25 protein-coding genes and 1 pseudogene are annotated in these 25,927 nt (G+C 58.8%); 13 read left to right on the top strand and 13 right to left on the bottom strand.

Annotated elements, in window-relative coordinates:
• Positions 1-44 precede the first annotated feature (44 nt).
• From ACVWZF_RS10285 to ACVWZF_RS10275, 3 genes are read left to right on the top strand one after another with little or no spacing between them, the layout of a single operon-like run.
• Positions 45-584: a PDZ domain-containing protein gene (locus tag ACVWZF_RS10285; RefSeq protein ID WP_238376905.1), complete on the top strand. Its 540-nt coding sequence runs from the start codon at positions 45-47 to the stop codon at positions 582-584.
• A gap of 31 nt (positions 585-615) precedes the next feature.
• Positions 616-924 carry a hypothetical protein gene (locus tag ACVWZF_RS10280; protein WP_457411386.1) on the top strand — a complete coding sequence of 103 codons (309 nt, stop codon included), beginning with the start codon at positions 616-618 and terminating at the stop codon, positions 922-924.
• 5 nt (positions 925-929) lie between these two features.
• A complete protein-coding gene (locus ACVWZF_RS10275; protein WP_457411384.1) occupies positions 930-2,525 on the top strand; it encodes a hydantoinase B/oxoprolinase family protein in 1,596 nt (531 codons plus the stop codon).
• On the opposite strand, the gene ACVWZF_RS10270 is transcribed toward ACVWZF_RS10275, so the two are convergent.
• Positions 2,462-2,854: a thioredoxin family protein gene (locus tag ACVWZF_RS10270; protein ID WP_041437173.1), complete on the bottom strand. Its 393-nt coding sequence runs from the start codon at positions 2,852-2,854 to the stop codon at positions 2,462-2,464. The genes ACVWZF_RS10275 and ACVWZF_RS10270 overlap by 64 nt on opposite strands.
• Positions 2,855-2,888: 34 nt before the next feature.
• Positions 2,889-3,629 carry an NnrU family protein gene (locus ACVWZF_RS10265; protein WP_457395819.1) on the bottom strand — a complete coding sequence of 247 codons (741 nt, stop codon included), beginning with the start codon at positions 3,627-3,629 and terminating at the stop codon, positions 2,889-2,891.
• Positions 3,630-3,697: 68 nt separating this feature from the next.
• On the opposite strand from ACVWZF_RS10265, the gene psb27 reads away from it, so the two are divergent.
• Together psb27 and ACVWZF_RS10255 are read left to right on the top strand one after the other, a co-directional pair.
• Positions 3,698-4,099 carry a photosystem II protein Psb27 gene (gene psb27, locus ACVWZF_RS10260; protein WP_011432596.1) on the top strand — a complete coding sequence of 134 codons (402 nt, stop codon included), beginning with the start codon at positions 3,698-3,700 and terminating at the stop codon, positions 4,097-4,099.
• A gap of 190 nt (positions 4,100-4,289) precedes the next feature.
• The gene (locus tag ACVWZF_RS10255) at positions 4,290-4,793 is read left to right on the top strand and encodes a YHS domain-containing (seleno)protein (protein WP_071818149.1); all 504 of its coding nucleotides are present in this window, start codon (positions 4,290-4,292) and stop codon (positions 4,791-4,793) included.
• A gap of 24 nt (positions 4,794-4,817) precedes the next feature.
• Here ACVWZF_RS10255 and ACVWZF_RS10250 read toward each other — a convergent pair whose 3' ends face one another.
• From ACVWZF_RS10250 to ACVWZF_RS10240, 3 genes are all read right to left on the bottom strand, one after another.
• Positions 4,818-5,600, bottom strand: a complete 783-nt coding sequence (locus tag ACVWZF_RS10250) for a sensor histidine kinase (RefSeq protein WP_011432598.1) — start codon at positions 5,598-5,600, stop codon at positions 4,818-4,820.
• 120 nt (positions 5,601-5,720) lie between these two features.
• Entirely contained in the window at positions 5,721-6,608 is an 888-nt protein-coding gene (gene prmC, locus ACVWZF_RS10245) for a peptide chain release factor N(5)-glutamine methyltransferase (RefSeq protein ID WP_041436326.1), read from the bottom strand.
• 12 nt (positions 6,609-6,620) lie between these two features.
• Positions 6,621-7,469, bottom strand: coding sequence for a Tic22 family protein (locus ACVWZF_RS10240; protein WP_414350234.1), 849 nt, complete (start codon positions 7,467-7,469; stop codon positions 6,621-6,623).
• Positions 7,470-7,972: 503 nt separating this feature from the next.
• Here ACVWZF_RS10240 and ACVWZF_RS10235 point away from each other — a divergent pair.
• The 4 genes from ACVWZF_RS10235 (at position 7,973) to ACVWZF_RS10220 (ending at position 12,168) form a co-directional block, all read left to right on the top strand.
• Positions 7,973-8,164 (top strand): hypothetical protein, encoded by a 192-nt coding sequence (locus tag ACVWZF_RS10235; RefSeq protein ID WP_011432601.1) that lies wholly within the window; start codon positions 7,973-7,975, stop codon positions 8,162-8,164.
• A gap of 145 nt (positions 8,165-8,309) precedes the next feature.
• The gene (locus ACVWZF_RS10230) at positions 8,310-10,823 is read left to right on the top strand and encodes a DUF3656 domain-containing U32 family peptidase (RefSeq protein WP_457411383.1); all 2,514 of its coding nucleotides are present in this window, start codon (positions 8,310-8,312) and stop codon (positions 10,821-10,823) included.
• Between the two features lie 164 nt (positions 10,824-10,987).
• Complete coding sequence (ilvN, locus tag ACVWZF_RS10225) at positions 10,988-11,512, top strand: acetolactate synthase small subunit (RefSeq protein ID WP_011432604.1); 525 nt, start codon at positions 10,988-10,990, stop codon at positions 11,510-11,512.
• Positions 11,513-11,586: 74 nt separating this feature from the next.
• Positions 11,587-12,168: a hypothetical protein gene (locus ACVWZF_RS10220; RefSeq protein ID WP_187147264.1), complete on the top strand. Its 582-nt coding sequence runs from the start codon at positions 11,587-11,589 to the stop codon at positions 12,166-12,168.
• 25 nt (positions 12,169-12,193) lie between these two features.
• Here the strand turns inward: ACVWZF_RS10220 and ACVWZF_RS10215 are convergent, their stop codons facing one another.
• Positions 12,194-12,940: a DUF3120 domain-containing protein gene (locus ACVWZF_RS10215; protein ID WP_148202699.1), complete on the bottom strand. Its 747-nt coding sequence runs from the start codon at positions 12,938-12,940 to the stop codon at positions 12,194-12,196.
• 152 nt (positions 12,941-13,092) lie between these two features.
• Between ACVWZF_RS10215 and ACVWZF_RS10210 the strand changes: the two genes are divergently transcribed.
• Together ACVWZF_RS10210 and ACVWZF_RS10205 are read left to right on the top strand one after the other, a co-directional pair.
• Positions 13,093-14,136 carry a glucokinase gene (locus tag ACVWZF_RS10210; protein ID WP_457411381.1) on the top strand — a complete coding sequence of 348 codons (1,044 nt, stop codon included), beginning with the start codon at positions 13,093-13,095 and terminating at the stop codon, positions 14,134-14,136.
• Positions 14,137-14,398: 262 nt separating this feature from the next.
• On the top strand, positions 14,399-15,403 hold the full coding sequence (locus ACVWZF_RS10205) for a methyltransferase domain-containing protein (RefSeq protein WP_414355484.1): 1,005 nt from the start codon (positions 14,399-14,401) through the stop codon (positions 15,401-15,403).
• On the opposite strand, the gene ACVWZF_RS10200 is transcribed toward ACVWZF_RS10205, so the two are convergent.
• Positions 15,340-17,067: a helicase HerA domain-containing protein gene (locus tag ACVWZF_RS10200; RefSeq protein WP_457411379.1), complete on the bottom strand. Its 1,728-nt coding sequence runs from the start codon at positions 17,065-17,067 to the stop codon at positions 15,340-15,342. The genes ACVWZF_RS10205 and ACVWZF_RS10200 overlap by 64 nt on opposite strands.
• Before the next feature lie 327 nt (positions 17,068-17,394).
• Here ACVWZF_RS10200 and ACVWZF_RS10195 point away from each other — a divergent pair, with 327 nt between their 5' ends.
• Positions 17,395-18,618, top strand: coding sequence for an RNA-guided endonuclease InsQ/TnpB family protein (locus ACVWZF_RS10195; RefSeq protein WP_457387689.1), 1,224 nt, complete (start codon positions 17,395-17,397; stop codon positions 18,616-18,618).
• A 232-nt stretch (positions 18,619-18,850) separates the two neighbouring features.
• Here ACVWZF_RS10195 and ACVWZF_RS10190 read toward each other — a convergent pair.
• Positions 18,851-19,261 (bottom strand): annotated as a pseudogene (locus ACVWZF_RS10190) (Ig-like domain-containing protein); the annotation flags it as partial.
• A 256-nt stretch (positions 19,262-19,517) separates the two neighbouring features.
• The gene (locus ACVWZF_RS10185; RefSeq protein ID WP_011432615.1) at positions 19,518-19,886 is read right to left on the bottom strand and encodes an AbrB family transcriptional regulator; all 369 of its coding nucleotides are present in this window, start codon (positions 19,884-19,886) and stop codon (positions 19,518-19,520) included.
• A 339-nt stretch (positions 19,887-20,225) separates the two neighbouring features.
• Between ACVWZF_RS10185 and coaBC the strand changes: the two genes are divergently transcribed.
• Positions 20,226-21,464, top strand: a complete 1,239-nt coding sequence (coaBC, locus tag ACVWZF_RS10180; protein WP_011432616.1) for a bifunctional phosphopantothenoylcysteine decarboxylase/phosphopantothenate--cysteine ligase CoaBC — start codon at positions 20,226-20,228, stop codon at positions 21,462-21,464.
• An 89-nt stretch (positions 21,465-21,553) separates the two neighbouring features.
• Here coaBC and sppA read toward each other — a convergent pair whose 3' ends face one another.
• The 4 genes from sppA to ACVWZF_RS10160 form a co-directional block, all read right to left on the bottom strand.
• Entirely contained in the window at positions 21,554-22,360 is an 807-nt protein-coding gene (gene sppA, locus ACVWZF_RS10175; RefSeq protein ID WP_011432617.1) for a signal peptide peptidase SppA, read from the bottom strand.
• A gap of 74 nt (positions 22,361-22,434) precedes the next feature.
• Positions 22,435-23,139, bottom strand: a complete 705-nt coding sequence (gene fabG / locus ACVWZF_RS10170) for a 3-oxoacyl-ACP reductase FabG (RefSeq protein WP_457411377.1) — start codon at positions 23,137-23,139, stop codon at positions 22,435-22,437.
• 105 nt (positions 23,140-23,244) lie between these two features.
• A complete protein-coding gene (rsmA, locus tag ACVWZF_RS10165) occupies positions 23,245-24,093 on the bottom strand; it encodes a 16S rRNA (adenine(1518)-N(6)/adenine(1519)-N(6))-dimethyltransferase RsmA (protein WP_457411376.1) in 849 nt (282 codons plus the stop codon).
• A 75-nt stretch (positions 24,094-24,168) separates the two neighbouring features.
• Positions 24,169-25,908, bottom strand: a complete 1,740-nt coding sequence (locus ACVWZF_RS10160) for a sensor histidine kinase (protein WP_457411375.1) — start codon at positions 25,906-25,908, stop codon at positions 24,169-24,171.
• Positions 25,909-25,927: the final 19 nt, after the last annotated feature.

The following is a 25,927-nucleotide window of genomic DNA, read 5'->3' as shown; positions in this document are numbered from 1 at the left end:
CGGATTCAAGCTCATTTCTACTTCACCGTTTCCAGGGTCGAACCATGCAGAAACCAACCCATCTGTTCAAGCTTGCCCTAGCCCTGCCCATCTCCTTCTTGCTGGCAGATGCAGTTGTGGCCTACCCCTGCGACTCGGTTGGGGGTGAAGCTTACAACCACCACGGCTCCACGGTTCAGGTCAGCAGCGACGCCAACAGCTTCGGGGTTCAGTGGTCGCCTGCCTCCTATGCTGTCGGCAACGGCTTCATTGGAGTTGCCATTGAAACGGTGAACGGCGAGCAAGCCCAGAGCGCCATCAGCCGTCGTCTGTTCGGCCCCGCACTTCGAGTTCAGGGGGTGCAGGTGGTCGGCTTGCTCCAGGATGGTCCTGCTCAACGAGCCGGTCTGGCCCAGGGCGATATTTTGATTGGAGTGGATGGGCAGCGGGTCACCTCCGTGCAACATGTGCAGCAGATCATCCAAAATACCCCGGTAGGCCAATCGGTGCCGATTACCTTCCGCCGTGGTGAGCAGGTGCTGTCAACGGTGGTTGTGGTGGGGGATGGCCGGGTGTTGCGCCCCTTGATGCTGCAGCAGCAGTGAGCCTTGTCGGGATCCCTACCCGGAGCTCTCTGTGAATGCCAATTGGAGTTCGGGATGGGCTGTCTGGGCAGTTTGCGGCCTCAACGGCTTGCTGTTTTTGGCCCTGGTTGCTCTCATTCCTGTCATTTTGAAGCTGCGCTCGGCTCTTGGGGTCACAGATCAGGCCATGGCCGATTGGCGAGAAGCAGCTCAACAGGCCTTGGCTCCCACTCCCGCTGAGTTGCTGCGTCTGCGGGATCGTCTGCGCGAGAATCGCCATACCCTTGCCCGCTGGCAACGTCGTTTGCAGTTCTGGCAAGGGATCCGCAGGGTGGCCGTTTGGCTGGGGCGTAGGCTTTGAGGGATATGGATAGCAACTATCCTGTCTCCAATCCCATCCGGTTGCAGGTCATGGCCAACGCTCTGGCGGGGATTGCCGAAGAGATGGGAGCCCGCCTCATCCGCGGTTCTTATTCGGCCAACATCAAGGAGCGGCGGGATTGCTCCACAGCTCTGTTTGACGCGCAAGGGGCTTGCATTGCCCAGGCAGCTCACATCCCGGTGCATTTGGGAGCCCTCTCGGAGGCGGTGCGAGCGGTGGTGGCAGCCAACCCGCGACCCGGAGATGTGTTTCTCCTCAACGATCCCTACCAGGGGGGATCCCATCTGCCAGACGTTACGGTGGTCGCGGCCATTCCCGGCTGGAGGGATCCCGACCGGATTTGCGCCTATGCTGTGAACCGTGCTCATCACGCTGATATTGGAGGGATGCGCCCTGGCTCCATGCCCGCCGACTCCACAGAACTTTGGCAAGAGGGGCTGGTGATCCCGCCGGTACGGCTGGCTGGGCTTTCTCTGGAAGGAGCGTTGCACTGGCAAGAAGATCTGCTGCGCCTAATCCTGGCCAATGTGCGCAATGCCGAGCAGCGGCGGGGGGATCTGCAGGCCCAGGTGGGGGCCAGCGCAGTGGGGATGAGCCGGTTTCGGGAGTTGCTGGCCCGCTTTGGAGAAGAGGAAGCTTGGCAGTTGATCGCAGGGGTCATCGAGTACAGCCGCCGGCGGATGCGGGCGCAAATTCAGGCTCTGCCCGATGGGATCTACACGGCTGAGGATTGGTTGGAGGGCTACGGGGATCCGCCCGCGCCCCTTGAGATTCGGGTGCAGGTGGAAGTAGAGGGCGAGAAGCTGCGGGTGGACTTCACCGGCACTGCTCCGGCCATGGCGGGAAACCTGAACGCGCCCCTGGCCGTCACCCGCTCGGCGGTGTTGTTTGCCCTGCGCTGTCTGTTGGATCCCACGGCCCCCAGCAATGTCGGCTTGGAGGATCCCATCGAGATCGTGGCGCCGCCCGGCTGCTTGGTGAATGCCCAGTTTCCGGCAGCAGTGGTGGCGGGCAATGTGGAAACCTCGCAGCGCATTGCCGATGTGGTGTTCAAAGCTCTGGCTCCCGTGGCCGGATTGCGGAGCATCGCTCAGGGGCAGGGCACCATGAACAACTGTGTGCTGGGCAACCGCCACTTCACCTACTACGAAACCCTGGGAGGTGGTCAGGGGGCCAGCCGGCAACGACCGGGTTTGGACGGAGTGCATGTGGGCATGAGCAATACCCTCAACACCCCCATCGAGGCTCTGGAGCTGGAGTATCCCCTGCGGGTACTGCGCTACGAGCTACGCCAGGATTCCGGCGGCCATGGCCAACAGCGGGGCGGCTGGGGGCTAATCCGCTCCATCCAGACTTTGCAGGATTGCACCCTCTCCCTGCTCACCGAGCGGCGCCATTATGCCCCCCAAGGAGAACAGGGGGGTGGGCCAGGCCAGGTGGGGATCAACCTCCTCAACGGGGATCCCCTACCCGGCAAAATCAGCCGCTCCCTAAAAGCCGGCGACGTGATCACCCTCTACACGCCGGGCGGCGGGGCTTGGGGCTCAAACGAGGATGAGCAGGCTCCCGAACCCAGGTAGCGCAGGTGGTCAAGAAACAACTGCTCGCAGCGGCGAAGCACCTCATCGCGGCTGGCGAAGTGCTCCAGCCTTTGCACTTCTTGACCTTTCTCAAACAAAATTAGGGTTGGCAAAGAGCGCACCCGATAGCGGCGCGGCAGCCAAAAATTGTCGTCTACATTCACCCGCAGTACTTTGACCGCTCCTCCCCACTCGGCTACGAGACGGTCGGTAATCGGCTGAATGAAGCGACACAGGCCACACCAAGGGGCGCCGAAATCCACCAAAACCAACCCGTCACTTGTCAAAAGTTCTTGATTAAAAGCATCTAAAGCAACTTGCAAGGCCATCACTCCCAAACTAAAGAAGTTCTTTGGGATCATGCTACCAGGCAACTCGGCTGGCTGCAGAAACCATTTGGGGATGGAAGGCATAAAGAATCACTACAAAGCTGAACACCCCCAAATAGGCCCAGCGCAGAAACTCTCGCGGGCGCAGTTGCTGTCGCTTCTGCAGAATGGCCAAGCCGGGGATCACGGAGGTGCGCGCCTTGAGATCGCGGAAGGCCTGCCCGTATTTCCGCTCCAGGCGGTGATCCCCGTGCCAAACCGCAAACAGGTGGTAGGCAATGAGCCCAAGCGAGGTCACCACCATAAAGCTGGAGCCAATCCAAAGGGTATGGGCTACACACCAGATCACCTGGCCCACCATTTGGGGATGACGGGTGATACGGATGATCCCGGTTTCAAACAGGTGGATCTCCGGCTTGCGAATGGCGGCGATCTCCAGCAAGTTGAAGGTGGCCGGATACAAAAAGAAAAAAGAGAGGGCAGACAAAAGAGCAACGGTGGTGCGAATGCCCGGGACGGCTTGGAGATCCCAGAGAATCACCCCGTCGTAGCGGTGGTTGAAAAAATAGATGAGCAACAGCGGTGCCAAACTGAGGCTCACCAGAGCAAAGAAGATGCGGTACAGACGGGATCCCAGCCGGCTTTCCCCCCAGGGTCGCAAGTAGGCCAGTCCGCTGTGAGCACAGGCAAATCCCAAGATTAGGGCCAGCACTGTCCAATGGGATCCGTACTGGCCCAGCTTCTGCAGAAAGTCGCTGAAGGGGGTGAACAGCATCTTTTGGGTGACTCCTCTTCTGGTGTTGCTGTGGCTTATGCTTAAAAGTAAGTTACATTAGGTTCCCCATGCTCAAAACTTTTTTTCTGCGTCTTGTCAGCCTGCTCCTATCTGTAGCCCTTTTGCTGGGCTCAGCGAGCTCAGTTGCTCAGGCTGCCCGTCTCACCGGCAAGTATTACGAAGACAGCATGACCCTGATCCAAACCCTACGCACCGTCCTTTCAGAAGGGGATCCCCTGATGAACCCGGAAGAGGCGCGAGCGGAAGCCATGCAAGCCATCCAGGAGTTTTCTGGGCGCTACCACGGCCATCGCTACGATAAGCTGCAGTCTTTTACCACTTTGCGCACGGTGTTTAACACGCTGGCCTCCCAGTACCGCACTTCCAACCGGCCTCTCAACCCCGAAAAGGTGGAGCGGGTGCTAATGCAACTGGATCGGGCCGAATTGGCCCTGCGCCGAGAAGGTTGAGCTTTTTTTAGATTGGATCTCCCCGATCCAAATCACAGGCAAATCTCCTCGCTGTGGCCAAACTGTTCCCAGTCCCCGGAAGCCAGCATCTCCTCAGATGTCTTTTGTCAGATGTCTTTTGGAACCTGAAGGGGAAGAGTAAGGCTTTCTTGCTCATTTCGATTTTCGATTGAGGACTTGGGAGGTTGTGATGGTCAAAAATCGTTGGGCTTTGATCCCGCTGCTGCTGATGGTTGGGGCTGTTGCTTCTCACCCAGCTTGGCTCCTGTCTCTCCCAGCCCAAGGACAGGTTGTTGGGGCTGTCGAGGAGGGATCCCCGGGCCCCTTTTTTGCAACGGATGGCCTGGCCCTGCGGGGCTATGACCCGGTGGCCTATTTCATCGACGGCAAGCCGGTCAAGGGATCCCCAGCGTATGAATGGGAGTGGGGAGGGGTAACCTGGAGGTTTGCCAGCGCCGACAATCGAGAGCGGTTTCGCAACAACCCAGAGCGCTTTGCCCCCCAGTACGGCGGGTTTTGTGCCTGGGCCGTGGCCCACAACTACCTTTACCCGGTGGATCCCTTTGCCTGGAAAATTGTTGATGACAAGCTATACCTGAACGCCAACCAGCGGGTACAGCGTAACTGGGAGCGCGACATCCCCGGCTTGATCAAGAGGGCAGATGCCAACTGGCCAGCTTTGAGAAGCCGATAGGCCCAAGTCCCTCTGGCCTGGGGTTCAATGGGCGAGGCGCAGGGTCACCTTGATGCCAACTCGGTAGGGGCCGCTTTCGCAGAGTTCCAGCTGGCCTCCCATTTCTCTCAGGAGCCGCTCGCTTACCCGCCAGACAGCACAGCCCTCTGTTTGAATGGGCACATGGCATCGCCCCTCAAGGTTCCACCCCAGGCACAGTCGCCCCTCTTCTTCTGCGGTGGGATAGGGGTGCAAAGCCATCGAACCGTAGCGTAGGGTGCGGATGCCCCAGCGACACACTCCCAGCAGCGCCTGCACCAAGCCGTGGGGATCCGCCCAAACGGTGAGGCTGTCGGGGAGAAGGGGCACCTCAGAGGCTGGGGCTGGTTGTAGAACCGGCCATTCGTAGCGAATGCCCTGATCCTGGGCCTGTAGGCGAGTTAGGCTGTACACATCCTGCAGGAGGGGGCGTAGTCGGGTCGGTTCCGGTCGCAGAGGTTGGATGGGCAGGTCATGGCGAGCCAGGCGGGTGTATTCCTCAAGCAGCTTGATCAGGCGCTCTACCGCCTCTTTGGCACTTTGAAGGTATTCCCGCTCCTCTTCGGGGGAATCACACAGATCTGACAGCACCAACTGCAGGGATCCCATCTGGCTGCTGAGGGGATTGCGCAGCTCATGGCCGATGCTGACGAGCAACTCTTGTTGAAAGGCCCGCATCACCTCAGAGCGTTCAAAAGCAAATTGCCAATCCACAGCCTCTTGCTTGTCGGCAGAGGCAGCCTGCTGTAAGGGTGGGTCGGGTTTGGCTGTAGGCGAAGGCTCCCTCAAGAAGTGCTCCTGGCGAAGGACAGGGGATCCCATCCGTGCTCAGATCTCTGGGCTCGGAGCTTTAAGTTTTGGACAGTTCCGGCTCCGGCGATACCCCATCTTATGGGATCCTACCCTTTTCTATCCGACGAAGTGGGCGCTGACCACCCGTTCAACCCCGGCCAGATCTCGGTGAACTTGGATCTGCCGATAGCAGCTTCTAGCTTGCAACTGCTCCGCCACCCAAGGGGCTTGGCCTCGCATCACTTCCACCGCCCAAAAGGAGTTCGGGGCCAGGTAATCCGGTGCTGCTTGAATCAACAGTCGCAAGTGGGCTAGGCCATCTTCTCCGCCATCCAGAGCCTGTCGCGGCTCGTGCAGTCGCACCTCTGGCATGAGCGAGGCCAGGTCGGCAGAGGGAATGTAGGGAGGGTTGGAAACCAGGCCGCGCAGCCGTCCTCGCCAGGGATCCAAAGGTACAAACCAGGATCCCAGCAGCAAGTTCACCCGCTCCTGCAGATGGTGGGCTACCACATTGTCTGCCGCAACAGCCAATGCCTCTGGGCTAGAATCCACGGCCAGAAGCCGCAACTGGGGGTGCTGATGGGCCAACGCAATGGCAATCGCTCCGCTGCCTGTACCCAGGTCGGCAAAACAGGATCCCGGCGGCAGAGGATTGGCCTGTAGCCAAAGGGAAGCCTGCTCCACCAGCAGCTCGGTCTCCGGGCGCGGGATCAGCACCGCCGGCGTCACCCGCAAGCTCAAGCCCGCCCACTCAACTTTGCCCAACAGGTACTGTAGGGGGATGCGCTCTTCCACCCTTTGCCGCCAAAGGGCCTGCACCTCCTCCAGGGGATCCCCCTCCCCAGCCGGAGCGCGACCCATCAGCCGCTCCAACGGCCCCCACCCCAGCCGTTCTTTGAGCAAAATGTCCACTTCCTCGGCAGGGATCCCAGCCGCTTTTGCCGCCCTCAGGGCTTGGGCACGCCACTCTGTTAACCGCTTCACCAGAGCAGACGGGGATCCCATCAGGGGCTTAGGTTAACGCTGAGGCTGGGGACTTGCAGAAGGATTGGCAGGCCGGGCCAGGGATTGGATATACTCCAGCGCCGAGCGAGAGGGGATAAAAGCGATCTTCTGCACATCGGCCTGTGCGTCGGGAGCCAACATGCGCTCCACCACAATGGCCAGCGAGGTCACTTCAATCTGGGTCTTTCCAACTACATCCGGGTTCTGCGCTGCCGCTCGATCCAAAGCCCTCCGCAAATCGTTGCGGTCGAAGAAGAAGGGCACCACCTCATGGCCATCCTGCTCGATGGTCAGCAGCCCCTCTCCGGAGCGGCCATAGAACAGAGGCACACCAATCGCTTCTGCAGGCACATCTTGACCGGTTTCCTTCAGCACCTGCTTGGCTGCTTCCACATCAGAAGCCCGAGGCACCACCTCAAAATACAGGTCACTATTCTTGGCGCGCTCCTCTTCCGATTTTTCGTAGGCATACCCCAGCGAGAGAGGCACCACCCGGGCTTGACTGGCTATCTCGGGGTTGCTGGCTTTCACCTGCTCCAACACTTGCTGGGCCTGGGCCTGATCCAGCCAGAAGGAAACCACTTGGATGGTGCGGCCATCTCGCTCCACATTGGCGACAACGGGGGTGCCGTTCTGAGACACAATGGCAAAAACAGGCACCAGATTTAGCCGCTCCGCCACCTCTTGCCGGCTCATGGGGCCTGCGGCTGCCTGAGCCAGTAGGGCATTCTCCTGAGCCCAAACAGGAGTCACAGCCAAACCCCCCCAAGCTGTTCCGATCAGGATCCCGGCTACGCCGCCCACCTGAGCTGCACAGCGGCAGAGGGAGCGCACAGGCGATACTACATTACAACGCGTCATTCTCATCTCAACTCCCGGCATCGCGCCTTGTTCTGGTTGCTATGGGGTCAGCTTCCTAAGTACTAACCAACAGCCTGGGGCAAATCAAAAGCTGCCTAGATTAAACCCGCTCAACAGGGCTTAGGCTAGCGATGCGGCACACTCTCAGCCTTAGGATCCCGGTTGGCCATCGCTGACAACACCCCGGCACACCTATCTTGAAGAGCGCTCTTGGGCCACCCTAGAAGCCAAGGTTAGAACATCTGCTCGACCTCTGTCGAGGGGCAAAGCCCCTGTTTTGGGTGGGGATCCCGCATCACCCAATACTATATACGGAGTCGCATACAACTGATCCACGCTAGATGCAGATCCCTCCGAGGGTTGTGTACCCAGCTCTCCCATAAAACGCTGCCTATTCCAGCCTTGTTCGGCGGTGTCCTGATGTAGCCGCGCAAACGTGGCAGCTGCTGTTAACTTTTGTTAAGGTAGGGGTGTTAACCCACAGCTGTAGGGAGCATTGAGTCATGGCTAAGATCTTCACCGCTGAATTCAACCAATTTGAGACCATCAACGCTACTCAGGCCTGGTCTTTGTTTTTCACCATCAGCGCTTCCGATCGGCTGCTGGGTGACAACCCGGCTGTTGGCCGCTACCTAACGTTGGCTTTGTTCAGCGCCGTCCTCACCGGGATCCTGAATGTGCTGGTGGCTTCTTAGCTAGACCCTTTGCGGACGGAACGAGTTTTTTGTTAAGAGGTCGCCGGCAGAGGCAGCTTGACCTGAGACAAGGGGATCCTGCTCTCAGGTTTTTTGATTTTGAATGGGAAAGGATCCCTTGTTCTCTTTGTGGGGCTGTCTTCCGATGAAAGCTGCTGGGATAGATTTCGCGGAAACGGATCACTTTGAGGCGCCGCCTCTGACCACCAAGTTGCCCCTGCTGCTGGCCCCGGCGGGGGATTGGGAGTGTGCCAAGGCGGCAGTGGAAAACGGAGCCGATGCCATTTACTTTGGGCTGGAGCGCTTCAACGCCCGGATGCGCGCCCGCAACTTTACGGAAGCGGATTTGCCGGAACTGATGGCCTGGCTGCACCGGCGGGGGGTACGGGGCTATGTTACTTTGAATACTCTGGTTTTTCCAAGGGAGCTGACGGAAGCCGAGGGATACATCCGCTCGATGATTGCGGCGGGGGTGGATGCGGTGATTGTGCAGGATATTGGCATCGCCCGCCTGATCCGGCATCTTTCCCCCGATTTCCCCATCCATGCTTCCACGCAAATGACCATCACCAGTGGAGTGGGAGCGGAGTTTGCCGCTGAGCTGGGCTGTGAGGTGGTGGTGCTGGCGCGGGAATGTTCCCTCCAGGAAATCGCCCAGATCCAGGCCTATCTGCAAGAGAAGGGATCCTCCCTATCTCTGGAGGTCTTTGTGCATGGGGCGTTGTGCGTGGCCTACTCGGGGCAATGTCTGACCAGCGAGGCGCTGGGGGGGCGTTCGGCCAATCGGGGGGAATGTGCCCAAGCCTGCCGCATGCCCTATGAGCTGGTGGTAGACGGGATCCGCCGCGACTTGGGGGAGAAGCGGTATCTGCTCAGCCCTCAAGATTTGGCCGGGCTGGAGGTGCTACCGGAGCTGGTGAAGCTGGGGATCCGCTGTCTGAAAATTGAGGGCCGGCTGAAATCCCCAGAATATGTAGCCAATGTAACGCGGGTGTATCGGCAGGCCTTGGATGCGCTGGGGGTGGGACAGCCGTGGCAGCCCTCGCAACAGGAACGCTACGAGCTGGAGATGAGCTTTTCTCGCGGGCTCTACACAGGCTGGCTGCGGGGCATCAACAACCAGGAGCTGGTGCACGCGCGGTTTGGCAAGAAACGGGGGGTTTACCTGGGGCAGGTGGTGGGGATCCAACAGGATCAGGTGGGGATCCGGCTGGAGGCACCCCTCAAAGCCGGGGATGGCGTGGTGTTTGACCAGGGGCAGCCGGAGTTACCGGAGCAGGGGGGACGGGTTTACCGGGTGCAAGAGAAGCAGGGGCTGGCCTGGCTCAGCTTCGGAGAGGGGGTCATTGATCTCAAACGTCTGCGGGTGGGGGATCGCCTCTGGAAGACCAGCGACCCGGAACTGGAAAAGCGCCTGCGCCAAAGCTACGCCGGGGATCACCCCCGCTTTCAGCGGCCTGTCCACATGGAGGTTCACGGCCAAGTGGGATCCCCGCTGACGCTGATCCTGCGGGATGAGCAGGGACACACGGTGCAGGTGGATTCGCCGCTGCCCCTGGAAGCTGCCCACCGCCAACCCCTCACCACCGAAAAACTGCGACAGCAACTGGGCCGTTTGGGCTCCACTCCCTTCAAGTTGGGATCCCTGCACAATGCCTTGCAGGGGGAGGTAATGCTGCCGGTGAGCCTGCTCAACCAGATGCGCCGACAAGCGGTGGAACGCCTACAAGCTCTGCGAGCTCAGCCCCCGCGCTGGCAACTCAATCCCGAAGCTCGCTGGCAAGATCTGGTGCCTTCTCAGGAGGAGCCCGCAAGGGGATCCCCGCAGTTGGTGGTGTTGGTGCGGGATCCGGCGCAACTGCCGGCGGCGATAGCCAGCGGTATTAGGCAGATCTATCTGGAGTTTGAGGATCCCCGCCGCTATCGGGAGGTGATCCGCACAACCAAAGCCGCCCATCCCGAGGTGGAACTGTGGGTCGCTCCGCCCCGCATCACCAAGCCAGGAGAAACCTGGATCCTAAAGCAAGTGTTGGTCGGCGGAGCCGATGGCTACTTGGTGAGAAATTACGACCATCTCCGTTTTTTTGCCGGGCAGCGCTGCATTGGGGATTTTTCCTTGAATGTGGCCAATCCCATCACGGCCCACTATCTCAAAACCCGTTACAACCTGGAGCGCCTGACGGCTTCCTATGACCTCAACCACGAGCAACTGGGATCCCTGCTGCAAGCCGGCCCCGCCCATAGGTATGAGGTTACCCTTCATCAACATATGCCCCTGTTCCACATGGAGCACTGCGTCTTTTGCGCCTTTTTATCCAGCGGAACGGATTACACCAATTGTGGTCGCCCATGTGAAAAACACGAGGTGAAGCTGAGGGACAGGGCCAATGTCGAGCACATTTTGAAGGCCGATGCCGGCTGTCGGAATACCCTCTACAACGGCAAGGCCCAAACGGGGGCAGAATATGTGCCGAAATTATTGGCCTTGGGCCTGCGCTATCTGCGCATCGAATTTTTGCATGAATCCCCCGCCGAGATCCAACAAACCCTGCACCGCTATCAGCAACTCCTACAAGGTCAACTCAGCGGATCCCAACTGTGGCAGGAGCTGAAGCTACACAGCCAATTGGGGGTTACGCGCGGGTCTTTGGAGAGTTAACGGCTGCGCTGTCTTTCTCTAGGGCGCCGGCTCTGCAGCTGTGCTCCGACCGGAGCAATGCGAAAAACATTCCGGCAAAGTTGGCGTAAAATTTCCTCAGGGTATTGTTATTCCCAGGTGCTTCCCCAACCTCTTCTCAGCTTTTTCTCTATCCTCTGGTTGCCGTGAAACACACCCTCAGCGCCCTCGTGCAGGATCAGCCTGGCGTTTTAACCCGCATTGCGGGGATGTTTGCCCGTCGCGGCTTTAACATCGACAGCCTCACCGTTGGCCCCACCGAACGACCGGGGATCTCTCGCATCACCATGGTGGTGCAGGGAGATGAACACGATGTGGAGCAGATGACGAAGCAGCTCTACAAGCTCATCGACGTGCTGAAAGTTACCGATATCACCCATGTTCCCTGCGTGGAACGGGAGCTGATGCTGGTCAAGGTCAATGCCAGCCCCGATACCCGCTCCGCCATTATGGATGTGGCCCAAATGTTTCGCGCCCGGATTGTGGATGTGGCGGAGGAGTCTTTGACTCTCGAGGTAACCGGGGATCCCGGCAAAATGGTGGCCATCATCAAGATGTTGACCAGCTTTGGCATCCGTGAGATCGCCCGTACCGGCCTGGTGGCTCTCACCCGCGAGTCCGGCGTGAATACGGAATACCTGAAGCAACACCCCACCTTAGTTACCGTCTGATGGCCTCAGGGGAAGCGATGCCAAAACTGGGGTGGAGTTGTAGGGGATCGGTTCTGCGGGGCACGATTAGCCTTGTGGCTATTGTGCTGGTGGGGCTGCTGGCCGGCTGCGGACCTAGACCGCCAAAGCCGATTGTGCAGCAGGCCCTCGCCTATCAGATCGCTCATTTGTCCGGGCCGGTGGGATCCTTAGTGGGCAGCGACCGGTTGTCGGCACATCTGGAATTGCAGGATGTGAAAATCCGCCAGGATCGCCGTGAACCTTTGCTGTTAGTCTCAGGAGAAACCCTGGAAGGCCATCACCTCAGCGGCACCTACACCCTAATCGTGCATCCGCCGGGATCCCGCCGCCCCTATCGCCGCAAAGGGGATCCCTTCCAGATCACCCTGGCCCACCAAAAGGCACAAACTGTTGCTACACAACGCTCGCCCGACCGCGTCAAAACCGTGCCCGAACGGTGGCTGCTGGCCTACAGCTCACCGGATTCCAAGACTTGGGAGGTCATCGACTTTCTGCCTCAGCCCGCACCGGCACCGGAGTTGCCTCCTGCTGGGCCAGAACCTACACTGCCGGCAACTGCACCTGCTGCCGCCGACGTTGGCAGGACGGAGTCCGATGGAGCTCCCAGCCCTACCAATACTTCTACTCCCACCTGAAGCAGAGTTATGGGGATGTCCCAGCTCACCGCAGCAGAGCTGCCCCCCAGCCAAATAGCCCATCCACCAACAGGGTATTCAGCACTGCTCCCGCAAATGCCCAATGGTGCAAGCGGCGGGATCCCTGGACTCTCCACAATCCAACACCCAGCAACAGAAGGCCCAAGCCGATGCCCCAACCCAGGCCCCAGGGGGTAGCCATTTTGTCGAGGGCCGCCCTAAAAGGGACAACCGCCTGCTCCAACCGGTCAAACTGCATCGCCTGCCGCCACTCAGGCAGCAGCCCCACCGAGTGAATGTAGAGATCTGTAACCGCCGTACCCCACAGGGAGCCGAGATAAAACCAGGTACCGATGCGGGCAAACCGTCGCCGTATCCCCCACCAGACAATCGGGATCCCCAAGGCTTCCATGGGCATGTGCCAAAGAGGCTCAAAGCGCAGCCATCCCCAATACAGGGATCCTGCCAGCCAAGTCAGGGTAAAGCCGTACAGCAAATCTCCCCACAGGCGGGTACGGGGCTGGGAGTAGAGATGCAAGCTAAGGCCCAGCCAGCCCAAAGACATCACCAAGCTGACCCAAGGGGCATACCGCACCAGGGGCGCTTGCACAAAAACGGGCAGACTCACGAGCAGAGCTGCCACTCCCCCAATGGCATGGTGGGATCGGAAACGCCTTTGAACCGAGAGAGGGTGGGGATCCAGCCCGGCCAAATGCTCAGAGGACAGCAGAGGCTCATCTTGGAGAGGGGGTAAAAAAGGTGTAGAAGACAAAATGCAATATTAAAAACCTTTACATCAGTTAACATAGCACCTTCTTTGCCCTTCCCTCTTCTCCCCAGCAGGAGCGGGGAAGCCTTGGGGGCCTGGCATTCTCTCTCCAGAGATGTCAGGGTGGGAAGGAGGTGCTGGCCGGAGGAAACTGTATGGACTTGTTGTTGGCAGGAGACATCGGGGGCACCAAAACCAGCCTCAGCCTTGTCAATGCCGAGGATCCCGAGCACAGCCTTTACCACTGCCGCTATGCCAGCCAAGATTACGCCAACCTCGCCCCAATGGTGGGAGAGTTTCTGGCCCAGGCTCGGCGGGAGCTGGGGCGAGATCCACAGCCTGCTGCCGCCTGTTTTGCAGTGGCCGGCCCCGTCATGGAAACAAGGGGCTCAGGGTCTGAGGGACAGACTGCCAAAGTGACCAACTTGCCCTGGGATCTGCAGTCGAGCCAATTGGCCGCAGAGCTGGGGATCCCGCGCGTAGCCTTGATCAACGACTTCAGCGCTGTGGGGTATGGCGTGCTTGCCCTCGGCGACCAGGATCTGGACACCTTGCAAGTGGGTGAGCGTCAACCGCGGGCTCCGATTGGCGTGATGGGAGCAGGCACGGGTTTGGGGCAGGCTTACCTTACCTGGGGAGAAGGGGGTTACCAAGTTCATGCCAGCGAGGGCGGTCACGTGGACTTTTCCCCGCGCACCCCTCTGGAGTGGGAGCTCTTGAGGTATTTGCAAAAACGGCACGGACGTGTCTCCACCGAGCGGGTGGTCTCGGGGCAGGGGATCGTTGCCATTTATCAATTTTTGCGGGATAGCCAGTGGGGCTCAGGAGAAGAACAGCTGCTGGCCCAAATTGAGGCTTGGGAAAAGGGAGCTAAGCATATTGACCCGGCAGCCCAAATTGCCAATGCTGCCGTGGAAGCACGGGATCCCCTGGCGGTGGAGTGTCTGCGGCTTTTCATCAGCCTGTACGGGGCTGCAGTCGGGAACTTTGCCCTACACCTATTGCCGCGCGGGGGCCTGTTCATCGCTGGGGGGATCGCGCCCAAGCTCTTGCGCCTACTGCATCAAGGGGAGTTTTTGTCCTCGTTTTTGGATAAGGGGCGGATGCGTCCTCTTCTGGAGCAACTGTCGGTGCAGGTGGTGGTGAATGCGCAGGTGGGGCTGAGGGGAGCTGCTCGCTACGCCGCCAACCTTTGGTAGGGAGCAGCCGCTGCTACTGAGGTTGCCGCCCCGGCCCAGCAGGCGATCGCAGCAATCCCAATGGGTGCTGGAAAATCTCGCCCAGCTGCCCTTTGCCGGGATCCCAGACTTCTTCCTTGAGCCAGCAGATGGGTCAAGATGGGATTGCGCCTTTGCTTGGCTGGCCCCATACCGGAAAGCACTCCGCCTGGGGCTGCGCTATCCAACCGACAATGATTGCCACTACGCAGAGGGACTTCATAGAAACTTCATGGTTGATCCGATGAATCCAATCTTTTGGGCTTTGGGCATAGCTGTGCTGCTGGCCGTGGGCTTGGCAGCCTATCTGTTGACTGCTCGCAAATACGAGTCTCCCGCCTCTGTGGCCAAGTCTTACGACGAGTGGACTCGGGATGGGATCCTAGAGTTTTACTGGGGCGAACACATTCACCTAGGCCACTACGGCTCTCCTCCCCAACGAAAAAATTTTCTGCAGGCCAAGCACGACTTTGTCCACGAGATGGTGCGCTGGGGGGGGTTGGATCGACTGCCTGCAGGGACAACCGTGTTGGATGTGGGCTGCGGCATTGGTGGGAGCTGCCGCATCTTGGCCCGCGACTACGGCTTTGTTGTAACCGGTATCACCATCAGTCCTCAGCAGGTGAAGCGGGCCCAGGAGCTCACCCCCCCTGATCTGCCTGTCCAGTTTCAGGTGGCAGATGCCCTCGACCTGCCCTTCCCCGATGCCAGCTTCGATGTGGTGTGGTCCATTGAGGCAGGGCCTCACATGCCGGACAAGGCCCGCTATGCCCAAGAGATGCTGCGGGTGTTGAAGCCAGGGGGAATCCTGGTGGTGGCCGACTGGAACCAGCGGGACGACCGGCAAAAGCCCCTGAACTTTTGGGAGCGGCTGGTGATGCGGCAACTGTTGGATCAATGGTCACACCCTTCCTTCTCCAGCATCGAAGGCTTTGCCGAGCAGTTGGAGGCTACTGGCCTGGTGGCGGGACGGGTAGAAACCGCCGACTGGACTCAGGAGACCCTTCCCTCTTGGCTGGATTCCATCTGGCAGGGCATTGTCCGTCCCGAAGGGTTGCTGAAGTTTGGCTTGGTGGGCCTGATTAAGTCGCTACGGGAGGTGCCCACTTTCTTGCTCATGCGCCTGGCCTTCGGCACCGGCCTCTGCCGCTTTGGCATGTTCCGAGCGGTGCGGGCAGCTTGTGCTCACAGCCCCAGCTCGGACTTAGCCTGTTGGGCGGCCAGGAGCACCTCCGCATCCTCAGCCTGAGACCAGTCAGGATCGGCAATTTCGGCGTAGAACCGCTGGTCGTAGGGGCGGGTTTGCACCACCACCGGCATGGGCACGGCATGGCCCAGAATTAGGGCTTGCTGTTTGGAGTCCAACTTGGCCAGCACCGTTTTCAGGTTCTGGCTGCCCGCCACCCCTGTGAACACCGCCTCGATATCTTGGTCGTCGTTGAGCAGCGCCGTGATGCGAGTGCCCAACTGCGACATCACTTCGCTATCGATGCTGGAAGGGCGTTGATCCACCACCAGCAGCGTGACAAAGTACTTGCGCATCTCGCGGGCAATGGTGCCGAAAATGGTCTGCTTGGCCGCCCGCGGATTCAAAAAGCGATGGGCCTCCTCGATGGTGATGCACAGTTGACGGGGCCGGTCGAGGGGATTTTTGGATTGCAAGTACCGCTCCGTCTGATGTACGTAGGCCTGGTGAATGCGGCGGGTGATGACGTTGGCCGCCAACATGTAGGAGAGCAGGTTGGACTGGGATCCAAACTCGATAACCACGTGAATGCCGCGGCTGAGGGCATCCAAAATCTGGCCGATGTAGTTGTGGGGCAGGGTGTTGCGGATGTACTTGAGGTTGTCAAGGCGGGTGAGCTTGCGCTGCAGGGCCATCATCGAGGCTTTGTTGCCCATTTTCTGTTCGCAAAACTCTTGAATCTCGGTGTTGGAAAGGCTCAAGAGGCGGCTGATCCAGTCGCGGCCAAACTCGTTGCGCAGGATAATGGCGTTTTCCAGGCTGGCTTCCGATAGGTTCAGCTCCTCTGCCAACAGGGCCAGATCCTCCACCTCGATCTGGTTGTAGGCGATGAAGAGCTCCTGCGCATCCCGCACCCCTCGCCGCCGGGTGGAATCGGGATCCAGGGTGTAGATTTGCACCTGACCGGGAAAGAGCTGCCGCAAGCCCTTGACGGTGCTGGCGTGTTTGTCTTCGCTGGCCGCCTCCCAGCCGTACTCGGAGTGCATGTCAAAGATCAAGTTCACCGCTGCCCGTTTGCGGATGATGCCGGCCAGGATCAGGCGGGCTAGAAAGGACTTGCCGGTGCCCGATTTGCCGAAAATGCCGTTGCTGCGCTCCACCCAGCGATCCAAGTCCAAACAGATGGGCACAGCCATGTCGAGGGGCTGGCCGATAGCAAAGTTGCGCCGCTCCGGGTCGTCTTCCCAGCCGAAGACGGTGCGAAAGTCCAGTTCCCGTGCCTCATACACTTGCGAAAAATGGGCGGGCACTGTTTTCACGGGCAGCAGCTCCATGGCGCCAGCGGAAGGGGGTTCTTGGCCGAGGGGAGCTGCCAACGCTTCTGGCCGTTCGGGATTGACCAGGGGATACAGCCTTTCCCCTTCCGTCTGCCGCGGCACCAACATCAGCATCGGGGTGAGGGCAATAATGCCGTAGGTACCGGTACCGGCCAGCACCTCCTGCAGCAAGGTCTCTTCCGGGCGGGGGGGATTGACCAGAATTTGGGGGTTGCTGGTTTCTAGGGTAACGTCAGTAAGCAGGCCAAAGAAGCGGTTGCGCTGCCCCTGGATCACCACGAATTTGCCCACCCGCAAGTCTTCTACCGAGACACCGGGATTGAGGCGAGCTTCCAGCCCTCGACTCAGGGATCCCTGAATCACGGTAGCCAAAGGTTGAGGAGGGGTCATGGCGGTGAGGCTTGGGTTCCAGATGCCTTATTCAGTTGCCCATCTGTAAGCGGGCGCTGGTGCGGGAGGCGCCATCCTGCACAATCCAGGTGCGGACGATCTCCACTTCCTCCGGCGTCCAAAAGCCCAGACGGGACAGGGGCAGCCCGCGGGCCTGAATGTAAGCAATCTCCGGGGAGTCGCCGCGAGCTTGGGGGCGGTTGAGCTGAACTCTAGTCTCGACTGAATGTAGTGTACATTATAACATTATATATATATTCAGTATGCCCCAATTTGTAGCTCCAAAGGGAACAGCAATAGGTTTAGTGCTGAACTAGAGGTCGTACTTTGTTATTAGGATTCAAGACGGAGTTAAGACTGAATAACAAGCAAAGGACACTGGCGGCGCAGCACGCTGGGGTTGCTCGGCACGCTTACAACTGGGGACTGGAGCTTTGTAAGCAAGCTGTGGCAGAGAAGCGGAAGATTCCCACGGCAGTTGATCTGCACAAGAAACTTGTAGCCGAGGTGAAGAGGGCTAATCCTTGGTACTATCAGGTTTCTAAGTGTGCCCCGCAGGAAGCTCTTAGGAATCTGGAGAGAGCAATTAAGAGGTGGCGTGCTGGGAAGTCTAGATTTCCAGTATTCAAGAAGAAGGGGAAGCTGGACAGCTTTTACCTAGAAGGTGGGATTAGAATTTCCGGCAACAAAATCAAGGTTCCGATTTTCGGCTGGTTAGCTTGTTACGAGGTCTTGCCTGCGGTTGTGCCCAAGAATGTTGTTATCAGCCGGCGGGCCCACCGTTGGTTTATTTCCTTCAAGTATGAGGCGCCTGAGCCAGGGGAGCTGGAGAAGGAAGGGGACGTTGTTGGGGTTGACCTAGGAGTTAACAATCTAGCCACGTGTTCTGACGGGGGGACTTTTGGCAACCCCAAGCCCTATTGTAAGGCTAGGAAGCGGCTGAGGAGGTTGCAAAGGCGGTTGTCCAGGAAAGTTAAGGGGTCGCAAAACCGGCGGAAGGCAGTTAAGAAGGTGGCAAGACTCCACAAGAGAGTAGTTGATATTCGTCGGGACAACCTACACAAGCTTACTACCTATCTAGCTAAGAGGTATCGGGTGGTAATTATAGAGGACCTGAACGTCTCGGGGATGCTCAAGAACCACAAGTTAGCTAGTAGTCTAGCCGAGTGTAGTTTCTATGAGTTCAGGCGACAGCTAGAGTATAAAGCTAGGCTCTACAGCTGTCAGGTGGTAGTGGCGGATAGGTTTTATCCGTCCAGCCAGCTGTGTTCTTGTTGCCAGCATAAACAGCAGATGCCGCTGCACCAGCGGGTGTTTCGTTGTGAGAGTTGCGGTTTAGAGAAAGACCGGGATCTCAACGCAGCGATTAACTTGGTGGGGTGGTATTTTGAGGTGTATCTACCCTCAACTACCCCCAGCTTGGGGGGAAGTCACGCCTGTGGAGATCCCGCTGCCGGGGTTGGGTTGCAAGCCCAGCTAGGCAAGGGTCGTAGAAGCAGGAAGAAAGCATCAACGCTGGTCGAAAGTCCACTTTTGTCCAATGTTGTTTAAGTCTTTCGGAGCGGTTAATGGCGTTGAGGATGTAGGCGTGGCGGCTCGTCCACCGGGGATTGATCAACTCGCTATTGGGATCCCCGGGCCTGACATAGGCCATCGTGGCCTCATAACTGTCCAGCAACTGGGTGCGCTGCCGTCCTGCCGGCTGATGGCAACCCACACAACTGGCTTCTAGCAGCGGTTTGACATCCCGTTCGTAGGTAAATTGCGGTTCGGTGCGAAAACTCAGCTGAATGGCCTGCTCGAGGGGCAGCCCCTCTTGGGGAGAAAGCGTGAGGGTGTAACGGGTGCTAAAGCGCAAGGGATCCCGAGGCTTAAGCAACAACTCGTCTCCCTGCACATCAAAAATAACCGCTGCCGGCGGATCCAACTGAACCGCCAGACGTTGTAGATTGGGATCCAGTGGCCGATTGAATTGCAGCCGAATGACTCCATCCACAAAAACATCCTGCTGTTCGGGGGTAGGCTGGGAAGACACCCACTCCAAAAATGCCTGACTTTGAGAAGCATTCGACTGAGGCCAAACTTGCCGATGAGACTCGATGACAAAGAACGCTGCTGCCAACAACAACAGCCCCGCCCAAGTTCGCCACCGCCGCCAATGGCGAAAGACATTTGGCACGGTCGGAGTGTTCATTGCCGCAGACCCAATTCAACTGTTGTCAGAATAGCGAACTTGCCCACACTTCAGCCATTGATGAGGTACAAACTGCCAGGGATCCCCAGCGGATCATGAGGATCCCTTGTTCTGAAAAGTAGAAAGACAATGAGCACCGGAGCGAAGGGAAGAGGTCGCTGCTCCCAAGCCCCTAGAGGCCGAAAGGAATACCAAAGGCTTTACCCAAGCTGAGATGAACTCACCAGCAGGGAAAAGCATCCAGGGAGACAGCAAATCAGTTGACCCGCTCCAGCTTGATGTTGTGGTGGCCCAGCTTGATCTCGAACTCATCTCCGGGCTTGAGGCCCATCTTCTTGGTGTAGGCAGCTCCAATCAGGAGGTTGCCATTCTTATGAACCGAAACCCGGAAGGTAGGAGCGCGGCCACGGGATCCATTTTCGTCACTAGCGCCGAGATCCACGCCAACGGCCTTCAACAGGGCGTTGTTAAACTGCATCAGATTCACTCGCTCCTGACCATTCTTGGTGTAGGTGACATAACCACAGGCGCGAGCTTTTTCCTTGCGATCCGCATTTCCCATTGAAGTTACCTTGTCGAGGAGCTCTTGGCCAGTGAGTGGTTTTGGTTTACTGGTTGTAGCCATATCGAGATGGTTTTAGGGACAACTGTTAGTGTAGCCAGAAACAAACAGCGATTGCAATAGAGTTTGATCCAACTCTTCTTAATTAGAGGGAATGAGTGCGCGACTGCAATGGGATCTGAGGGCTGGTTGCGCAAAACAGCAGTGGGGAATTCCCTCTGAAGGCCAGAACCTATGGGGGAGACTTTGGCTGAAATGGGGAATGATAGGCTCTCAGGCCCTATTCTCGACAGGGTCATCCGTCCAAGTCAAAGTATCTTTGGGCGAGGGATCCCCGCTTTGCCGCCGGAATTGAGCAAAAGCAGGGAAACTGGAAACAAGGCTGTTTGCGTGTCACTCGATATGGATCCCTTTTGGTCGGGGCGGCGTCTCCTCATTGGGGTGAGCGGGGGGATTGCTGCTTACAAAACGGCAGCTTTGGTGTCTGCTCTGGTGCAGCAGGGAGCAGAGCTCAAGGTGGTTTTGACAAAAGCTGCGGAACATTTTATTTCTCCTTTGACTTTTGCCACCTTGTCCCGCCAGCCGGCTTTTACGGATGCCGCCTTTTGGCAGGCAACACGAGGACGACCGCTGCACATCGAGTTGGGGGAATGGGCGGAGGCTCTCCTCATTGCACCCTTGTCGGCCAACACCTTGGGCAAGTTGGCTCATGGGCTGGCGGATAATTTGCTCACCAATGTGGTTTTGGCTTCCCGGTGTCCGGTGGCGGTGGCACCGGCTATGAATACGCAGATGTGGAAGGCGGAGAAGGTGGCCGAGAATTGGCAGCGGCTACACCAGGATCCCCGTTTTTGGGCCTTGCCGACGGCCAGTGGCCGCCTGGCCTGTGATGCGGTGGGGGAAGGGCGCATGTTGGAGCCGGAGGCGCTGCAGGAGTATGTGCGGGCTTTGCTCTGGACAGGGGGGAAAAAAGATTGGCAGGGCAAGCGGGTGTTGGTGACGGCGGGGGGGACACGGGAGCCCATCGACGCGGTGCGTTTTATCGGCAACCCGGCCAGTGGTCGGATGGGCGTGGCATTGGCGGTGGCGGCGGCCTGCCGAGGAGCGACGGTGACGCTGGTTCATGGGCCGTTGGGGATCCCTTTTGAGCCGGAACCCTTTGGCATTCGGGCCATTCGAGTGGAAACGGCAGCCCAACTGGAGGCGGCTTTGCAGGCGGAATTTCCCCAGGCGGATCTCTTGTGGATGGCTGCTGCTGTGGGGGATGTGCGCCCCTCTCAGGTTTACGCGGGGAAGCTGCCCAAAGCCGATCTACCCCAGATGTTGCCGTTGGAGCCGATCCCTGACCTGCTGGCAGCTCTGGCCCGCCACAAACGCCCTGGCCAACGCCTCATCGGCTTTGCCGCCCAAAGTGGGGATCCCTTGCCGCCGGCCAGAGAGAAGCTCCGCCAGAAGGGCCTGGATGCTATTGTGGCCAACCCCATCGACCAACCGGATAGCGGCTTTGGCAGCAGCCACAACCAAGGCTATTGGATCCCCCAGCAGGGAAGTCCAGAGCGGATCCCATTGGCAACCAAGCCAACCCTGGCCCACCGGCTGCTGGATCTGGCCCGGCAATTGGAGTTGGGCTACTTTAGTTAAACTCCCTCTCCCTCTGGAAGAGGGGCCGGGGGTGGGGGCTGTGCGGTACAGAACGCTAAACTTCCCGGAATAGCTGTTCGCGAACTGCCTCAAGAACCTGTGTAAAGCCACAGGGGCAAGCCCGAGGTGCTCACTTCAAACTGCAGACGGGCCAAGGCTTCTGCTGCCGGCAAAAACCGAGACCAACCTCTGCGCCGCGGGAGCAGGTCGTAGAACTTCGCATCCGTCGGCAAACCCGCCAGCTCTGCCGCCCAAAGGCGGGCATCTTCCTCTGTGCCCAAGCGATCCACCACACCCAAGTGAAGGGCCTGCTCTCCGCTGAAAATGCGGCCATCGGCAAAAGTTTTGACCACATTCAAACTCAACTTGCGGGCAGCAGCAACCGTCTGCACAAACTGGCCGTAGGTGATGTCGATCAACTCTTGCAGGATGTTTCGCTCTTCTGGGGTCAGCTCGCGATCAAACGAGAGAATATCTTTGTAGGGGCCAGACTTAATCACCTTAAATGAAATCCCCACCTTATCCAGGAGGCGTTCGATATTGTTGCCTCGAATGATCACGCCAATGCTACCGGTGATTGTTCCTGGGTTGGCAACAATTTTTTCGGCTCCCATGGCAATATAAACCCCCCCAGAGGCAGCAATGTTGCCAAAGCTGGCGACAATACGGGTGCCCTTTTTCTCTCGCAAACGCAAGAGGGCATTGTAGATTTCTTGGGAGTCGGCCACCGTCCCGCCTGGACTGTCGATGCGCAGCACCACGGCAGGGATCTGGTTTTCTTCCACCTCTTTCAGGGCCTTGAGAACCCGCTCGCGAGTTTTGCCATCAATGGCCCCTGCCACCTCAATGCGACCGATTTGCCGGCGCAAACCACCCAAGAATAATCGCTTCAGCATGGAAAAGAACTGGATAGGGATAAGTGCATATTCTGTATCATGAATGGCGGCTCATGGCTTGGTCAACCAGTTGCCTAGACGTTGCCATACACCGGGATCACCGCCCCTCGCAGATCCCGCGCTGCTTCTGAGACCAAAAAGGCGATCACCTGCCCGATGGACTCTGGCTTTACCCACAGCTCGGCTTGCTCGGATCCCATGGCAGCTCGGTTGGCCGGCGTGTCGATGAGGCTGGGCAGGATGACGTTGGCTGTGATGTCTGTGCCTTTGGTTTCGGCGGCAATGGTACGGGTCAGGGCCACCACCCCCGCTTTGGAAGCGCAGTAGGCAGCCAATTGCGGGCCCGGCTCCACCGCTCCGCGGGATCCCACCGTTACAATCCGCCCATAGCCCTGTTGCCACATTCTGCGCAGGCTGTGCTTGCAGGTCAGAAAAGTGGTGGTGAGGTTGAGGTCGAAGTCGCGATACCAGTCCGCCAAGCTGTACTCGTGGGTGGGGCCCATGGCAAAGCCCCCCACCAGGTGGATCAGCCCATCCACGCGGGGTAGGTCGGCAATGACGCGGGCAACCGCCGCCTCATCTGTTAAATCCACCTGCACAAAGCGAACCCGATCCAGAGCATTGGCCGGCAGGCGCTCCCGCAAAATGGTGAGATCTTTTTCTTGTCGATAGGTCAAGGTCAGCTCTGCTCCGCTGGCCAGCACCACGGGAACCACCCCCAAACCCAGCCCGCCTGTGCCACCGGTCAAGAGGATTTGCTTGCCTTGGTTGCCCTGCATGGATGCACCTGCATTGACGAAAGGGATCCAGAACAAGATCGGGAAGGGACTTCAAAAACCCCAGAGGATGTTTGGGTTCGTCCAACTGAGCTTCCCTCTCTTACCCTACCCCGGTTCCTGCCCCTCTTGAAGAACAACAGCCCTTTTGGGCGCTTTCTCCAGCAGCAGGTCGCTCAAGGCCAGCCAGTGGGGCAGGGCCAGCTCTTCGGCGCGGGCATCGGGGTTGAGGCGGAGCTGAGCCAAAGCTGCTGCAACCGCTTCTCGCTCCACCAAGCTTCCCAGGGCATTGACGAGCTTCTTGCGACGGGTGGAGAACCCCTGCCGGAGGAGTTGGTGAAACCAGCGGGGATCCCGGGCGGGGGTGGGGGCGGGGCGGGGGGTGAGGCGAATCACGGCAGATTCCACCTTGGGGGCGGGCTTGAAAGCGGTGGGGGGCACCCTGCAGATCAGCTCGCAATCGGCCAAATACTGCGTCCGCAGGCTCAGAGCACCATAGGCTTTGCTGCCGGGGCCGGCCTGCAAGCGCTCGGCCAGCTCTTTTTGCACCAGAAGGACAATGCGCTCGAACTGCAGAACCGGCTGGGCTGGGGATCCGAGCACCTTTTCCAAAATGGGGCCGGTCAGGTTGTAGGGAATGTTGGCCACCAGCAGGCGGGGTTGAGGAGGCAGCGGCAGGCGGAGAAAATCTCCCTCCAGCAGGTGAAAACGGGGTTGGCCGGCGAACCGTTTTTGCAGCAGTCGGCACAGATCCCGGTCGATCTCCACCGCCACCACCTGGACACCCTGGGCCAGCAATCGCCGCGTCAGTTGGCCGGTGCCGGGGCCGATCTCCAGCACCCAAGTGGGATCCGCGTCTCTCTCCAGATCATTCAACTGGGCAGCCCGCAAAATCGCCTCGTGAACAGCGGGATCCTTGAGCCAATGCTGACCAAACCGTTTACGAGGATAGGGCATGGGGGAATGTTCGCGCAGTGCTGCGCCGCAACCGAGAGGTACCCAGAGCGGTTGAAGGAGAAATGGCCGGGTGGGTCATCGCTTGGCTGAGTTGGGAACAGAAATCAAGTTGGGATCCGCATCCTCAGGTTTCTCTGGCTTGACAGGGATTGCCTCTGGGTTCGGATCCCCGCTCAGGAGCGGCTTGCGGTAGAGGGGCACCGTAAAGGTGACGGTGGATCCCAGCCCTTCGCCCAGGCTGTAGAAATTGATTTCCCCTCCCATCGCCTCCACCAGGCGTTGGCTGATGGCCAGGCCCAAGCCCGTCCCCCCATATTGGCGGGTGGTGGAACCATCCACCTGTGTGAAGGCCTGAAACAGTTTTTGCTGCTTTTCCAGCGACACGCCGATCCCGGTGTCGATGACGCGGATGCGGGCCAACCCCGGATTGCCGGGCAGGATATCCGCTCGCACGGTTACCGAGCCTTTGGGGGTAAACTTGATGGCATTCCCCACCAAATTGAGCATGACCTGCAACAGGCGTTGGTAATCGCCCAAGAGCAAAATCTGATCCGAGGTGTTGGGCAGGTGGAAGCTCAGTTGTAGGCCCTTTTGGCTGGCCTGCAGGCTAGTCTTGGCCTCCACATCCTTAAACAAAGCTCGCAGGTCGCAGGGCTGGAACTCCAACTGCATTTTGCCCGCCTCGATCTTGGCAATATCCAGCACATCGTTGATTAGGGCCAACAGGTGCAGGGCAGAGCGATAGGCCTCCTGCAAGAAGTCCAGCTCCTCTTCGCGGTTTTCGGCCATCCCGTCCAGCACCAGCTTGATAAAGCCGATGATCCCGTTTAGGGGGGTGCGCAGCTCGTGGGAGGTGTTGGCCAGGAATTGGCTTTTCAGTTGGTTGGCCGATTCCGCTTGGGCACGGGCCTGCTCCAGCTCCTTATTTTTCTGACGCAGAGTTTGGTTGGCTAACTGCAAGCGGGTTGCCAGTTGGCGACTTTGATCCAGCAAAATGGCGTGGGCAATGGCTGCGCCCAGGTAGGTGGCAATGCTCTGGAGTACCTGAATGTGGCTTGGCTGCCAAACAGGAACCCTGTTCGGATCCAGCATTTCCAGCCAGAGCAGGCTGTTGGCGTAGCCCTGGTAAGACATGGCAATGGCCAGATGTCGCCCCGCCTCCACCGGTTCTTCCTGTCTGAGGGCCTGCAACAAATGGGGGTAATCTGCCAGCTTCAGGGTCTGGTTGAGGAGGGAGGGATCCCCAGGGTGGCAGCGATACTCGGCATTGACCGTGAGGGAGTCCTGCCCCACCTCGTAGAGGGCCATTAGGCAGCGGTCTACCCCAAACAGTTGCCCCAACTGCTCCACGGTCTGCTGGCACAGTTGCCGGATATCCAGGGAATGCCGGATGTTGCGCACCAACTGCGTCGTGATCCCCTGTACCGGATCGGCCGGGAGAGCATGGGGCTGGCTGTTGGGGCTGCTGGTTCCTCCGGCCAACGCAAAAGGCGTAGCCCCCAGCAACTTGCCCACTGCCGCAACCGCCACCACCTCCCCTTCCATGTCCCGTACAGGGTTGAGAGAAAGATGCAGATGCAACTTGTAGCGGGGCGAGAGCACCTGACATTCGTAGGAGAGGGGATCCCCGCTTGCAAAGACCTGGTTGAGCTTGGCTTCGTACTCTCCAGCGTTGGCCACCTCCCAGATTTGCTGTCCGCTCACGATGTGCTGAGGGTGGATGCCATATTTCTCGGCATCTTCCCAGTAAAAACTCCAGAAGCGCCTCTGGCGATCCTGCGTGTAGAACATCGGAGTGGGTCGGAGGGCGCCCATTTGGGATGAAGCCATCATT

The sequence above is a fragment of the Thermostichus sp. OS-CIW-30 genome, assembly GCF_054060215.1.
This window is presented reverse-complemented; position numbering and strand designations above follow the sequence as displayed.